Origin of the sequence: Cellulosimicrobium sp. I38E (assembly GCF_001647255.1) — a bacterium.
GTDB classification, from domain to species: domain Bacteria; phylum Actinomycetota; class Actinomycetes; order Actinomycetales; family Cellulomonadaceae; genus Cellulosimicrobium; species Cellulosimicrobium cellulans_E.
Window position 1 is genome coordinate 1 of the sequence record NZ_LUAZ01000083.1, and the last position, 14,817, is coordinate 14,817.

At 67.1% G+C, this 14,817-nt stretch carries 9 protein-coding genes and 3 rRNA genes; 11 read left to right on the top strand and 1 reads right to left on the bottom strand.

Features of this window, described 5'->3' with window-relative positions:
* Positions 1-245 precede the first annotated feature (245 nt).
* From A0J59_RS19590 to pucL, 10 genes are all read left to right on the top strand, one after another.
* A 16S ribosomal RNA gene (locus A0J59_RS19590) occupies positions 246-1,767 on the top strand.
* 454 nt (positions 1,768-2,221) lie between these two features.
* A 23S ribosomal RNA gene (locus A0J59_RS19595) occupies positions 2,222-5,328 on the top strand.
* Positions 5,329-5,379: 51 nt separating this feature from the next.
* Positions 5,380-5,496: ribosomal RNA gene (rrf, locus tag A0J59_RS19600) — 5S ribosomal RNA — on the top strand.
* The 16S, 23S and 5S rRNA genes sit together here, the layout of an rRNA operon.
* Before the next feature lie 716 nt (positions 5,497-6,212).
* Positions 6,213-6,509, top strand: a complete 297-nt coding sequence (gene gatC, locus A0J59_RS19605) for an Asp-tRNA(Asn)/Glu-tRNA(Gln) amidotransferase subunit GatC (protein WP_047232578.1) — start codon at positions 6,213-6,215, stop codon at positions 6,507-6,509.
* A 1-nt stretch (position 6,510) separates the two neighbouring features.
* Complete coding sequence (gene gatA, locus A0J59_RS19610) at positions 6,511-8,052, top strand: Asp-tRNA(Asn)/Glu-tRNA(Gln) amidotransferase subunit GatA (RefSeq protein WP_047232503.1); 1,542 nt, start codon at positions 6,511-6,513, stop codon at positions 8,050-8,052.
* Positions 8,049-9,554, top strand: a complete 1,506-nt coding sequence (gatB, locus tag A0J59_RS19615; protein WP_053371398.1) for an Asp-tRNA(Asn)/Glu-tRNA(Gln) amidotransferase subunit GatB — start codon at positions 8,049-8,051, stop codon at positions 9,552-9,554. Before gatA ends, gatB begins: the two co-directional genes overlap by 4 nt.
* A 4-nt stretch (positions 9,555-9,558) precedes the next feature.
* Positions 9,559-10,164 carry a GNAT family N-acetyltransferase gene (locus A0J59_RS19620; RefSeq protein WP_082380041.1) on the top strand — a complete coding sequence of 202 codons (606 nt, stop codon included), beginning with the start codon at positions 9,559-9,561 and terminating at the stop codon, positions 10,162-10,164.
* A gap of 318 nt (positions 10,165-10,482) precedes the next feature.
* On the top strand, positions 10,483-10,980 hold the full coding sequence (gene uraD, locus A0J59_RS19625) for a 2-oxo-4-hydroxy-4-carboxy-5-ureidoimidazoline decarboxylase (RefSeq protein ID WP_064317206.1): 498 nt from the start codon (positions 10,483-10,485) through the stop codon (positions 10,978-10,980).
* On the top strand, positions 10,977-11,345 hold the full coding sequence (uraH, locus tag A0J59_RS19630) for a hydroxyisourate hydrolase (RefSeq protein WP_047232506.1): 369 nt from the start codon (positions 10,977-10,979) through the stop codon (positions 11,343-11,345). The genes uraD and uraH overlap by 4 nt, the downstream gene beginning before the upstream one ends.
* A 1-nt stretch (position 11,346) precedes the next feature.
* Positions 11,347-12,285, top strand: coding sequence for a factor-independent urate hydroxylase (pucL, locus tag A0J59_RS19635; protein WP_047232507.1), 939 nt, complete (start codon positions 11,347-11,349; stop codon positions 12,283-12,285).
* A 91-nt stretch (positions 12,286-12,376) separates the two neighbouring features.
* Here the strand turns inward: pucL and A0J59_RS19640 are convergent, their stop codons facing one another.
* Positions 12,377-13,189, bottom strand: coding sequence for an IclR family transcriptional regulator (locus tag A0J59_RS19640; protein ID WP_053371401.1), 813 nt, complete (start codon positions 13,187-13,189; stop codon positions 12,377-12,379).
* A 131-nt stretch (positions 13,190-13,320) separates the two neighbouring features.
* On the opposite strand from A0J59_RS19640, the gene A0J59_RS19645 reads away from it, so the two are divergent.
* Entirely contained in the window at positions 13,321-14,817 is a 1,497-nt protein-coding gene (locus A0J59_RS19645; protein ID WP_082919209.1) for an NAD-dependent malic enzyme, read from the top strand.

The following is a 14,817-nucleotide window of genomic DNA, read 5'->3' on the forward strand; positions in this document are numbered from 1 at the left end:
GGTGTGTGTCGGTTGTTTGAGAACTCAACAGTGTGCTTGTTAGTCAATGCCAATTTTTTGTCCCTGTGGCATGGCTGATCGTCTTCGCCCGTCGGGTGGGGTGGTTGGTTGTGTCTGGGATTCCTTTGGTTGATTTCGGAAGATGATGTCATCTTTCGTGTTGATGCCAGTTTTGTGAACCCGGTTGGGTTCGCTTCGTATGGATTGTTCACTGCCGGGCTGTGCTTGGTGGTGGGCGTTGTTCATTTACGGAGAGTTTGATCCTGGCTCAGGACGAACGCTGGCGGCGTGCTTAACACATGCAAGTCGAACGATGATGCCCAGCTTGCTGGGTGGATTAGTGGCGAACGGGTGAGTAACACGTGAGTAACCTGCCCTTGACTTCGGGATAACTCCGGGAAACCGGGGCTAATACCGGATATGAGCTACCTTCGCATGGGGGTGGTTGGAAAGTTTTTCGGTCAGGGATGGGCTCGCGGCCTATCAGCTTGTTGGTGGGGTGATGGCCTACCAAGGCGACGACGGGTAGCCGGCCTGAGAGGGCGACCGGCCACACTGGGACTGAGACACGGCCCAGACTCCTACGGGAGGCAGCAGTGGGGAATATTGCACAATGGGCGAAAGCCTGATGCAGCGACGCCGCGTGAGGGATGAAGGCCTTCGGGTTGTAAACCTCTTTCAGCAGGGAAGAAGCGCAAGTGACGGTACCTGCAGAAGAAGCGCCGGCTAACTACGTGCCAGCAGCCGCGGTAATACGTAGGGCGCAAGCGTTGTCCGGAATTATTGGGCGTAAAGAGCTCGTAGGCGGTTTGTCGCGTCTGGTGTGAAAACTCGAGGCTCAACCTCGAGCTTGCATCGGGTACGGGCAGACTAGAGTGCGGTAGGGGAGACTGGAATTCCTGGTGTAGCGGTGGAATGCGCAGATATCAGGAGGAACACCGATGGCGAAGGCAGGTCTCTGGGCCGCAACTGACGCTGAGGAGCGAAAGCATGGGGAGCGAACAGGATTAGATACCCTGGTAGTCCATGCCGTAAACGTTGGGCACTAGGTGTGGGGCTCATTCCACGAGTTCCGTGCCGCAGCAAACGCATTAAGTGCCCCGCCTGGGGAGTACGGCCGCAAGGCTAAAACTCAAAGGAATTGACGGGGGCCCGCACAAGCGGCGGAGCATGCGGATTAATTCGATGCAACGCGAAGAACCTTACCAAGGCTTGACATGCACGGGAAGCCACCAGAGATGGTGGTCTCTTTGGACACTCGTGCACAGGTGGTGCATGGTTGTCGTCAGCTCGTGTCGTGAGATGTTGGGTTAAGTCCCGCAACGAGCGCAACCCTCGTCCCATGTTGCCAGCGGGTTATGCCGGGGACTCATGGGAGACTGCCGGGGTCAACTCGGAGGAAGGTGGGGATGACGTCAAATCATCATGCCCCTTATGTCTTGGGCTTCACGCATGCTACAATGGCCGGTACAAAGGGCTGCGATACCGTAAGGTGGAGCGAATCCCAAAAAGCCGGTCTCAGTTCGGATTGGGGTCTGCAACTCGACCCCATGAAGTCGGAGTCGCTAGTAATCGCAGATCAGCAACGCTGCGGTGAATACGTTCCCGGGCCTTGTACACACCGCCCGTCAAGTCACGAAAGTCGGTAACACCCGAAGCCCATGGCCCAACCGTTCGCGGGGGGAGTGGTCGAAGGTGGGACTGGCGATTGGGACTAAGTCGTAACAAGGTAGCCGTACCGGAAGGTGCGGCTGGATCACCTCCTTTCTAAGGAGCTACCAACACTCGCCTGGCCGGCTTTGCTGGTGGGTGGGTTGTTCAGGTGCCACGCCATCGCCGCACGTGTGGTGGGTGGTTGCTCATGGGTGGAACATTGACGAAAGAGTCTTCTGGTCTTGCTGGTGTCAGTACCTGCCGGCCCGTCCGGTCCTTCGGGGTCGGGTGGGGTGGTGGTGGAACATCACGGGTGAGGGTGGGGGGCTTGTCGAGCACACTGTTGGGTCCTCAGGTCACCGGCCACCGGTTGGTGGGGTGCCTGGTACGGGCCGGTCTCCGGACCACGAACCGCTCGATCTCCTCCTGGGAGGTTGGGTAGGCGGGTCCTGGTGGGGGTCGGGGTCGTTGGTTGTTTGAGAACTGCACAGTGGACGCGAGCATCTTTGTAAAGATCAAGACACACCTTCGGGTGTGGTTCTTGGTTCTCTGCAGTTTTGTTGTTTTTGTTGAAGTTTTTAAGGGCACAGGGTGGATGCCTTGGCACTAGGAGCCGAAGAAGGACGTGGTAGCCTGCGATAAGCCTCGGGGAGCTGGCAAACGAGCTGTGATCCGAGGGTTTCCGAATGGGGGAACCCCGCACGAGTCATGTCGTGTGACCCGCACCTGAATATATAGGGTGTGTGGAGGGAACGTCGGGAAGTGAAACATCTCAGTACCGACAGGAAGAGATATTCCGTGAGTAGTGGCGAGCGAAAGCGGATGAGGCCAAACCGGGCGCGTGTTAAAGCTGTCAGGCGTTGCGTGTTCGGGGTTGTGGGACCCTTCTGGTGGATCTGACAGTCCGCCGGGGAGTCAGAAAGTCGTGTCATAGTCGAACCGCATTGAAAGGCGGACCACAGACGGTGCGAGTCCGGTAGACGAAATGGTGCGGCCTCCCGAAGGGGATCCCAAGTAGCACGGGGCCCGAGAAATCTCGTGTGAATCTGGCAAGACCACTTGCTAAGCCTAAATACTACCTAGTGACCGATAGCGGACCAGTACCGTGAGGGAAAGGTGAAAAGTACCCCGGGAGGGGAGTGAAATAGTACCTGAAACCGTGTGCCTACAATCCGTTGGAGCCTCCTTGGTTGGGGTGACAGCGTGCCTTTTGAAGAATGAGCCTGCGAGTTAGTGCTCAGTGGCGAGGTTAACCCGTGTGGGGAAGCCGTAGCGAAAGCGAGTCCGAATAGGGCGCCCATAGTCGCTGGGTCTAGACCCGAAGCGAAGTGATCTAGCCATGGGCAGGTTGAAGCGCGGGTAAGACCGCGTGGAGGACCGAACCCACCAGGGTTGAAAACCTGGGGGATGACCTGTGGTTAGGGGTGAAAGGCCAATCAAACTTCGTGATAGCTGGTTCTCCCCGAAATGCATTTAGGTGCAGCGTCACGTGTTTCTTGCCGGAGGTAGAGCTACTGGATGGCCGATGGGCCCTACAAGGTTACTGACGTCAGCCAAACTCCGAATGCCGGTAAGTGGAAGCGTGGCAGTGAGACTGCGGGGGATAAGCTCCGTAGTCGAGAGGGAAACAGCCCAGACCACCGGCTAAGGCCCCTAAGCGTGTGCTAAGTGGGAAAGGATGTGGAGTTGCACAGACAACCAGGAGGTTGGCTTAGAAGCAGCCACCCTTGAAAGAGTGCGTAATAGCTCACTGGTCAAGTGATTCCGCGCCGACAATGTAGCGGGGCTCAAGTACACCGCCGAAGCCGTGGCATCTGCGCTCAACTCAGGCCTTCGTGGTCCAGAGGCGCAGGTGGGTAGGGGAGCGTCGTGTGGGCAGTGAAGCCGCGGGGGAACCCAGTGGTGGAGCCCACACGAGTGAGAATGCAGGCATGAGTAGCGAAAGACGGGTGAGAAACCCGTCCGCCGAATGACCAAGGGTTCCAGGGCCAGGTTAATCCGCCCTGGGTAAGTCGGGACCTAAGGCGAGGCCGACAGGCGTAGTCGATGGACAAGGAGTTGATATTCTCCTACCGGCGAAGAACCGCCCATACCGAGCCCGGTGATGCTGACCGCCCAAACCTGTCCACCGGCCCTTCGGGGCCACCGGACAGGGGCGCGCGGGACCCGAACCGGTAGTAGGTAAGCGTATTAACAGGGGTGACGCAGGAAGGTAGCCCGGCGTGGCGATGGTAGACCACGTCCAAGGCTGTAGGCCGTCTGGTAGGCAAATCCGCCAGACATGAGGCTGAGAGCTGACGGTGAGCGCACAAGCGCGAACTGGGTGATCCTATGCTGCCAAGAAAAGCCTCGGCGCGAGGTTCTAGCCGCCCGTACCCCAAACCGACTCAGGTGGTCAGGTAGAGAATACTAAGGCGATCGAGAGAATCGTGGTTAAGGAACTCGGCAAAATGCCCCCGTAACTTCGGGAGAAGGGGGGCCCGAAGCGTGAACACCCTCGCGGTGGGAGCGTGGACGGCCGCAGAGACCAGGGAGAAGCGACTGTTTACTAAAAACACAGGTCCGTGCGAAGTCGCAAGACGATGTATACGGACTGACGCCTGCCCGGTGCTGGAAGGTTAAGAGGACGGGTCAACCCCTCGGGGTGAAGCTCAGAATTTAAGCCCCAGTAAACGGCGGTGGTAACTATAACCATCCTAAGGTAGCGAAATTCCTTGTCGGGTAAGTTCCGACCTGCACGAATGGCGTAACGACTTCTCCGCTGTCTCAACCGCGAACTCGGCGAAATTGCACTACGAGTAAAGATGCTCGTTACGCGCAGCAGGACGGAAAGACCCCGGGACCTTTACTATAGCTTGGTATTGGTGTTCGGTGCGGCTTGTGTAGGATAGGTGGGAGACTGTGAAGCCCGTACGCCAGTGCGGGTGGAGTCAACGTTGAAATACCACTCTGGCCGCTTCGGATGTCTAACCTCGGTCCGTGATCCGGACCAGGGACAGTGCCTGGTGGGTAGTTTAACTGGGGCGGTTGCCTCCTAAAATGTAACGGAGGCGCTCAAAGGTTCCCTCAGCCTGGTTGGCAATCAGGTGTCGAGTGCAAGTGCACAAGGGAGCTTGACTGTGAGACTGACAGGTCGAGCAGGGACGAAAGTCGGAACTAGTGATCCGGCGGTGGCTTGTGGAAGCGCCGTCGCTCAACGGATAAAAGGTACCCCGGGGATAACAGGCTGATCTTGCCCAAGAGTCCATATCGACGGCATGGTTTGGCACCTCGATGTCGGCTCGTCGCATCCTGGGGCTGGAGTAGGTCCCAAGGGTTGGGCTGTTCGCCCATTAAAGCGGTACGCGAGCTGGGTTTAGAACGTCGTGAGACAGTTCGGTCCCTATCCGCTGCGCGCGCAGGAAACTTGAGAAGGGCTGTCCCTAGTACGAGAGGACCGGGACGGACGAACCTCTGGTGTGCCAGTTGTTCCGCCAGGAGCACCGCTGGTTGGCTACGTTCGGAAGGGATAACCGCTGAAAGCATCTAAGCGGGAAGCCTGCTTCAAGATGAGGTTTCCATACCCTACGGGGTGAGAGGCACCCAGCAGAACACTGGGTCGATAGGCCGGACGTGGAAGCGGGGACGAAAGACCCGTGCAGCTGACCGGTACTAATCAGCCGACAACTTCAACACCAACAACTTTTTGCTACGCGTCCACTGTGCGGTTCCCGAACCACCAAGAGTTACGGCGGTCACAGCGAAGGGGAAACGCCCGGTCCCATACCGAACCCGGAAGCTAAGCCCTTCAGCGCCGATGGTACTGCCCTGGAGACGGGGTGGGAGAGTAGGACGCCGCCGGACAACCCTTCACCGAAGGCCCACCCCACACGGGGTGGGCCTTCGGCATTTCCGGACTCTTTTCACCGATCTCACGGCCGGCCGAGACTGACACGCGCTCACGCGAGGTAGACCCGCGCCTACGCGAGGTAGAGCCGTGATCACCGTGCTCGACGGCGGTCCGGTCGCCCTGGGTGGCCGGGGTGGGTGGTGGTGCCGCGTCTACCATCCGCCGCTCGTTCCTCGCGGCTCCCGCCAGGCCCGCCACGACGCGGCACCACCACCCACCCCGTCCGGCGTCGTCTCACCCTGGTCTCCGCTCACCCGGGCGCCCGCCCGCGGTGTCGACTTCGCGAACGAAGCTCCGCCGCCACCTCCGGTCGCCGCATGTCGCTGCCCACCGCCTTCCGCACTGCTGCGACGTGCGCCGATGGCTGAGCGGTGGGGGTGAGCTCGGATGCGAAGGGGCGTCAGAGCGGCGCTCCTAGTACTTACGGCCGAAGGGCTGGGGTGACGGCGCCGCAGCCCCGAGCACCGAGACCACCCGCGCCGCGGACCCGACCCCGCGGGCTTGGGGCCCGACCGCGCCCACTTCGCCGAACCACGGTTCTACCTCGCGCTACCACGGTTCTTCCTCGCGGGGCTGGGGTTCCCTTCGGCGGCACGGTCTCGGTCGCCCGCGTGGTGGGAGGGCCGGCGGCGCGGTGGGCACGGCGTCGGTCCCCACTAGAATGGCGACCATGTCCACCATCTCCCGTGACGAGGTCGCGCGCGTCGCCGCGCTGGCCCGCATCGATCTGCGACCCGAGGAGCTGGACCGGCTCTCCGGCGAGCTCGACGTGATCGTCGACGCCATCGCCAAGGTCAGCGAGGTCGCGACGCCCGACGTCCCTGCGACGAGCCACCCGCTCCCGATGACCAACGTCTTCCGGGACGACATCCCCGAGCCGCCGCTGCCGGTCGAGGACGTGCTCGCCGCGGCGCCGTCGGCCGAGGACGGGCGCTTCGCCGTCCCGCAGATCCTCGGGGAGGAGTGAGATGAGCGAGGACCTGACCCGACTGTCCGCCGCGGAGCTGGCGGAGGGGCTGACCGCACGTGACTTCTCGAGCGTCGACGCCACCCAGGCGCACCTCGACCGGATCGTCGCCGTCGACGGCGCCGTGAACGCGTTCCTCCACGTGAATGCCGAGGAGGCGCTGGCGACCGCGCGCTCGGTCGACGAGCGACGCGTCGCGGGCGAGGAGCTGCACCCGCTGGCAGGTGTCCCGATCGCCGTCAAGGACGTCGTCGTGACCCGGGGCATGCCGACGACCGCCGGCTCCAAGATCCTCGAGGGCTGGATCCCGCCCTACGACGCCACGCTCGTCGAGAAGATCCGCGCCGCGGGGCTGCCGATCCTCGGCAAGACGAACATGGACGAGTTCGCGATGGGCTCGTCGACCGAGCACTCGGCGTTCGGCAACACGCGCAACCCGTGGGACCTCGACCGCATCCCGGGCGGGTCGGGTGGCGGTTCGGCCGCCGCGGTGGCCGCGTTCGAGGCGCCGCTCGCGATCGGTACGGACACGGGCGGCTCGATCCGCCAGCCCGGTGCCGTCACCGGCACCGTCGGCGTGAAGCCCACCTACGGCGGGGTCTCGCGCTACGGCCTCATCGCGATGGCGTCGTCGCTCGACCAGGCGGGTCCCGTCACGCGTACCGTGCTCGACTCGGCCCTGCTGCACGAGCTCATCGGGGGCTACGACCCGCGCGACTCGACGTCGATCCCCGGCCGCGCGCCGGCGCTCGTCGACGCGGCGGTCCAGGGCGCCACGGGCGACCTGTCGGGCGTGCGCGTCGGCGTCGTCAAGGAGCTCAACGGCGAGGGCTACCAGGAGGGCGTCAGCGCGCGGTTCGCGCAGTCGCTCGACCTCCTGCGCGGTCTGGGCGCGGAGATCGTCGAGGTCTCCTGCCCGCACTTCGAGTACGCGCTCGGCGCGTACTACCTCATCATGCCGTCGGAGGCGTCGAGCAACCTCGCGAAGTTCGACGGCATGCGCTTCGGCCTGCGCGTCGAGCCGGAGGAGGGCCCGGTGACCGCCGAGCGCGTCATGGCCGCGACCCGCGGCGCGGGCTTCGGCGACGAGGTGAAGCGCCGCATCATCCTCGGCACGTACGCGCTGTCGGCGGGCTACTACGACGCCTACTACGGGAGCGCGCAGAAGGTCCGCACGCTCATCCAGCGCGACTTCGCCGCTGCCTTCGAGCACGCGGACGTCCTCGTCTCCCCGACGGCGCCGACCACGGCGTTCCGGTTCGGCGAGAAGCTCGACGACCCGCTGGCGATGTACCTCAACGACGTCGCGACGATCCCCGCGAACCTCGCGGGCGTCCCCGGCATGTCGGTCCCGGCGGGCCTGTCGGACGACGGCCTGCCCGTCGGGTTCCAGATCCTCGCGCCGGCCAAGGCCGACGATCGCATGTACCGGGTGGGCGCCGCGCTCGAGTCCGCGCTCCTGAGCGCGTGGGGCGGCCCCCTGCTCGACCGCGCGCCGGCGCTGCCCACGGCCACCATCGAGAAGGAAGGCCAGGTCGGATGACCGCCACGACCGTCGACCTCGTCGACTACGCCGACGCCACGCGCCGCTACGACCCCGTCATCGGGATCGAGGTGCACGTCGAGCTCGGCACGCTGACCAAGATGTTCTGCCCCGCCGAGGTGAGCTTCGGCGCGGAGCCCAACACCCAGGTGACCCCGGTGTCCCTCGGGCTCCCGGGCGCGCTGCCGGTCGTCAACGGCAAGGCCGTCGAGTACGCGATCCGCATCGGCCTCGCGCTCAACTGCCAGATCGCCGAGACCTGCCGGTTCGCGCGCAAGAACTACTTCTACCCGGACGTCCCGAAGAACTTCCAGACGTCGCAGTACGACGAGCCCATCGCGTACGACGGGTGGCTCGACGTCGAGCTCGAGGACGGCACCGTGTTCCGCGTCGAGATCGAGCGCGCGCACATGGAGGAGGACGCCGGCAAGAACACCCACGTGGGTGGCGCGACCGGCCGCATCCACGGCGCGGAGTACTCGCTCGTCGACTACAACCGGGCCGGCATCCCGCTGGTGGAGATCGTCACGCGGCCGATCACGGGCGCGGGCGACCGCGCCCCCGAGGTCGCGCGTGCCTACGTCCAGACGCTGCGTGACATCTTCCGTGCGCTCGACGTGTCCGAGGCCCGCATGGAGCGCGGCAACGTCCGCGCCGACGTGAACCTCTCCCTGCGTCCGACGCCCGAGTCGCCGCTCGGCACCCGGACGGAGACGAAGAACGTCAACTCCTTCCGCTCCGTCGAGCGGGCCGTCCGGTACGAGGTCTCGCGCCAGGCCGCCGTGCTCGACGCGGGCGGCACCGTGATCCAGGAGACGCGGCACTGGCACGAGGACACCGGCATCACGACGTCCGGGCGCGTGAAGTCCGACGCCGAGGACTACCGGTACTTCCCGGAGCCGGACCTCGTGCCGATCGCGCCGCCGCGCGAGTGGATCGAGGAGATCCGTGCCGGGCTCCCGGAGCTCCCGGTCGCGCGCCGCCGTCGCCTCCAGGGCGAGTGGGGCTACGCGGACGCGGAGATGCGCGACGTCGTCAACGCGGGCGCGATCGACCTCATCGAGGCGACCGTCGCCGCAGGGACGAGCCCGGCCGGCGCGCGCAAGTGGTGGATGGGCGAGCTCGCCCGTCGCGCGAAGCAGGACGAGGTCGCGCTCGAGGAGCTGCCCGTGACGCCCGCCCAGGTCGCGGCGCTCCAGGGGCTGGTCGACGCGGGCCGGATCAACGACAAGCTCGCGCGCCAGGTCCTCGACGGCGTGCTCGCCGGCGAGGGGGACCCGGAGGCGGTCGTGACCGCCCGGGGGCTCGAGGTCGTGTCCGACGACGGCGCGCTGCTCGCCGCGATCGACGAGGCGCTGGCCGCGCAGCCGGACGTCGTCGAGAAGGTCCGGGGCGGCAACCTCGGTCCGGTCGGCGCGATCATCGGCGCCGTCATGAAGGCGACGCGCGGTCAGGCGGACGCCGGTCGGGTGCGCGAGCTCATCCTCGAGCGGATCGGCTGACGCCGTGACGCGCGGACCGGTCCTGCTCGGGGAGATGGTGCGCCTGCGCCCGATCGAGGCGCGGGACGCCGACCGCATGTGGGAGTCGCTCCAGGACCCGGAGTCGAACCGGCTCACGGGGACGACCGCGACGTTCACGCGCGACCAGATCGACGAGTGGTCGGCGACGATCAGCGACCGCGAGGGTCGTTACGACTGGGCGATCACCGCGGGCGCCGTGCGCGACGGCCAGCTGGTGAGCGACGAGATGATCGGCGAGATCGTGCTCAACGACCTCGACGAGGACGCCCGTTCGGCGAACCTCCGCCTCGCGCTGCTCCCGAACTACCGGGGCCGCGGCTACGGTCGTGAGGCGATCTTCGAGGTGCTGCGGTTCGCGTTCGAGGGCGCGACCGACGTCGAGGGGGAGCACCACGAGGGGCCGCACCTGCACCGCGTGAGCCTCGACGTGCTGAGCATCAACCCGCGGGCGCGGATGCTCTACGAGTCCCTCGGCTTCCGTGAGGAGGGCCGGCTGCGCGACGTCTACCGCGACGGCGACGGGTGGGCGGACGCGACGGTCATGAGCATCCTCGAGGACGAGTTCAGGGCGGGCCTCGGCGCACCCTGAGCCGTCGGACGACGCTTTCGCGCGCACGGACGAGACGGGAGGGCCCGGCAGCATCGGCTGCCGGGCCCTTCGCCGTCCCCCGAGGCGTGCGGTTCTCGCGGGCGTGCGGTCCTTGCGGCGTGCTGCGGGAGCGCCCGGGTCCCGTGGCGCTCGGGCTCGTGACGTGCGGTGGTGCCCGCAGCGGGAGACCGTGGTTGACATGACCGAGCGATCCGACGTACATTCATAAGACGGAAACAAACTTCCGAGATGTGGAATCTAGGTCCGGGCGGTGTCGCACACGCCGACCGGGCCGGACGTCGAGAGGGACACGCGGCGATGACGCTGGACGAGTTCAACCGGTTGTCACCGGAGGAGGCGCGCGATGCGCTCCTGGCGTGCGCGCACGTCGGGCGGTGGGCCGACGCGGTCGCCGCCGGCCGCCCGTACGCGAGCGTCGAGGACGCGGCCGACGCCGCCCTCGCCGCGGCGGACCCCTGGACGGACGCCGAGATCGACTCGGCGCTGTCCCGGCACCCCCGGATCGGGGAGCGCGCACAGGGCGACGCGGCGGACGCGAGCATGTCGCGGTCCGAGCAGTCCGGCGTCGACACGTCCGACGACGACGTCCAGCGCCGGCTGACCGAGGGCAACCGCGCGTACGAGGAGCGGTTCGGGCACGTGTTCCTCATCCGCGCCGCCGGCCGCAGCGCCGAGGAGATCCTCGAGCAGCTCACCGAGCGGCTCGGCAACGACGCCGACACCGAGCGGGCGAACGCCGCCCGCAACCTGCGCGAGATCGCCGCGCTGCGGCTGAAGGGAATGCTGACCCCATGAGCACCCACGCCAGCCACATCACCACGCACGTACTCGACGCGGCCAGCGGTAGGCCCGCCGAGGGGATCGCCGTCCGCCTGGAGGCGGCTCCGGAGATCGCGGACAGGACGACGGGGCAGGGCTGGTCCCTGGTGGCGTCCTCCCGCACGAACGACGACGGCCGCGTGCCCCAGCTCGGGCCCGAGACCCTCGTCCCCGGTACGTACCGGCTCGTGTTCGACACGGCCGAGTACTTCGACCGGCGAGACACCGTGTCCTTCTACCCGGAGGTCGTCATCGTCTTCCGGGTGGCGAGCGCTGAGCAGCACTACCACGTCCCCGTCCTGCTCAGCCCGTTCGCCTACTCGACCTATCGAGGGAGCTGACATGAGCACCACCACGACCGCCGAGCAGCCGGCGGCCACGCAGAGCAGCGGGGCCATCGTCCTGGGCGACAACCAGTGGGGCAAGGCGGAGGTGCGCCTCGTGCGCGTCGACCGCGCCACGCCTCGCCACGAGATCACGGATCTCAACGTCTCCTCGCAGCTGCGGGGCGGGCAGGAGGCCACGCACCTGGAGGGCGACAACTCCAGGTGCGTCGCCACCGACACCCAGAAGAACACGATCTACGCGTTCGCCCGCGACGGCGTCGGCGCGATCGAGGACTTCGCGATCCGCCTCGGCCAGCACTTCGTCGAGGACTTCGAGTGGATCGAGGGTGGTCGCTGGGAGATCGAGCAGTACACCTGGAACCGCATCGAGACCGCGGACGGCGAGCACGACCACGCGTTCGTCCGGAACAACCAGGAGACGCGCACGACGGTCGTCCAGCGCGACGGCGACGAGGTCTTCGTCGTCTCGGGCCTCACGGACCTCGTCGTGCTCAAGTCGACGGGCTCGGAGTTCCACGGGTTCCCGCGCGACCGCTACACGACGCTCGTGGAGACGAACGACCGCATCCTCGCGACGTCGGTCACCTCGCGGTGGCGCTACACGACGACGGACGTCGACTTCGACGCCGTGTACGCGAAGGTCCGCGCGATCCAGCTCGAGGCGTTCGCGACGACCCACTCGCTCGCGCTCCAGCAGACGCTGTTCGCGATGGGCAAGGCGGTCCTCGAGGCCATCCCGGAGATCGCCGAGATCAAGTTCTCGATGCCGAACAAGCACCACTTCCTCGTGGACCTCGCGCCGTTCGGCCTCGACAACCCGAACGAGGTCTTCTACGCGGCGGACCGCCCGTACGGCCTCATCGAGGCCACGGTCCAGCGCGAGGGCGAGCCGGCCGAGCCGCGCGCCTGGGCGACCGTCACCGGGTTCTGCTGAGCCGACCGTGACGGACGGACGCGCCCTGCCCGACCGCGGAGCACCCGCGGTCCGGCAGGGCGCGCCCGCACCGTCGCACCCCGGCGCCGCCTCAGGGCGCGGCGGTGATGAGCTCGCGCGTGAGCTCGCTCGCGACGCGGTGCAGCACCGGCACGGCACGCTCCCCGAACTCGTACGTCACCCGGGCCGCGGGGCCCGAGACGGACAGGGCCGTGGGGGTCGGGGCGTCGGGCACCGCGACAGCGAAGCAGCGCACGCCGAGCTCCTGCTCGCCGTCGTCGATCGCGTACCCGCGCTCGCGCGTCGCCGCGAGCTCCGTGAGGAGCGCGTCGACGTCGGTGATCGACTGGTCGGTCGCGGGCGGCATGCCGACCCGGCCCATGATCTCGCGCACCGTCTGGTCGGGGAGCTGGGCGAGCACGGCCTTGCCGACGCCCGTGCAGTGGGTGAAGACGCGCCGGCCCACCTCGGTGAACATCCGCATCGAGTGGCTCGACGACGCCTGGGCGACGTAGACCGCCATGTCGCGGTCGATCATCGCGAGGTTCGCCGACTCGCCGAGGTCGCGGGCGAGCTGCTCGAGGTAGGGGCGGGCGCCGGCGCCGAGCTGGCGGCCCGCCGACTCGCCGAGCCGGATGAGGCGCGGGCCGAGGGTGTACCGCCGCGACGGCGTCTGGCGCACGTAGCCCTGGGCGAGCAGCGTCCGGAGCAGCCGGTGGATCGTCGGCAGGGGCAGCCCGGCGTGCTGCGCGAGCTCGCTGAGCCCCGACTCGCCGCCGAAGTCGGCGAGCAGCTCGAGCAGCTCGATCGCCCGGTCCACGGACTGCACGCCCCCGGCGGGCTTCGCGGGCCGTGCGCCCGGCTGGCTCTCCGTCGGCTCCGTCGCCGCCGAGATCTCGGCCATCTCACGATCTCCTGTCCACCTGGTGCCGCCCGACGCAGGGTGCGTACCTCGTCAGAGCAGTGCGGGACCGTCCCGCGCTCCCTTCCGCATCACGGAAGACACGCCTCAGCATACGAGAAGAAGGAACGAACATGACGTCCGAGACGAAGGCCCCGGAGACGCAGGCCCCGACGGCGAAGGCCGCCGCGACCAGCCCGAGCTACTCCATCACGCTGCGGGTCGAGGCCCCGAGCGGGCACCGCACCGCGAGCGACCTCGTCGCCGCGGTGAGCGCGACCGGCGCCGCGATCACGGGTGTCGACGTGTCGGAGTCGGGCGCGGACCGCCTCGTCGTCGACGTCACGGCGGACACCGTCGACGCAGCGCACGTGGAGCGCATCCGCGACGCGCTGAGCGCGCTCGACGGCATCACCGTGCGCCACGTGAGCGACGCGACGTTCCTCATGCACCTCGGCGGCAAGCTCGAGGTCAACCCCAAGGTGCCGCTGCGCCACCGCGCCGACCTCGCCCGCGCCTACACGCCCGGCGTGGCGCGCGTGTGCCTCGCCATCGCCGAGCGCCCCGAGGACGCACGCCGGCTGACGGTCAAGCGCAACACCGTCGCGGTCGTGACCGACGGGACCGCCGTCCTCGGCCTGGGCGACATCGGCCCGGCCGCCGCGCTCCCCGTCATGGAGGGCAAGGCCGCGCTGTTCAAGCAGTTCGCGGGCGTCGACGCCTGGCCCGTGTGCCTCGACACGACCGACACCGAGGAGATCATCCGCACGGTCAAGGCGATCGCCCCCGTGTACGGCGGGATCAACCTCGAGGACATCTCGGCGCCGCGCTGCTTCGAGATCGAGCGCCGGCTGCGCGAGGAGCTCGACATCCCCGTGTTCCACGACGACCAGCACGGCACGGCTATCGTCGTCCTCGCGGCGCTGACCAACGCGCTGCGGGTGGTCGGCAAGACGATCGAGGACGTGCGCATCGTCGTCTCCGGCGTGGGCGCGGCGGGCAACGCGATCATCTCCCTGCTCCAGGGGCAGGGTGCGCGGCACATCGTCGCGTTCGACCGCCACGGCGCGATCCACCCGGGCGCGAACCTCACGGACGACCACCGCCGTCGCCTCGCCGAGACGACCAACGCCGAGGGCTTCACCGGCACGCTCCGCGAGGGTCTCGCCGGGGCCGACGTGTTCATCGGCGTCTCCGGTCCCAACATCCTCACGGGCGACGACGTCGCGACGATGACCGACGACGCGATCGTCTTCGCGCTCGCGAACCCGACGCCCGAGGTCGACCCCATCGCCGCGGCGCAGCACGCGACCGTCGTCGCGACGGGCCGCAGCGACTACCCGAACCAGATCAACAACGTGCTCGCCTTCCCGGGGCTGTTCCGCGGCCTGCTCGACGTCGGCGCGAGCGAGATCACCGACGAGATGCTGCGCGCTGCGGCCGTCGCGATCGCGGACGCCGTCGCGCCCGAGGAGCTCAGCGCGAGCTACATCGTGCCGAGCGTGTTCGAGCCCGCGGTCTCCAAGGCCGTCGCGCGCGCCGTCGCCGAGGTCGCGGAGCGCGGCCGCGCGGAGCAGGCTCAGGGGAGCACCACGTCGGGCCACCACGTCGGGTCGGCGTCCCGGTCCTGA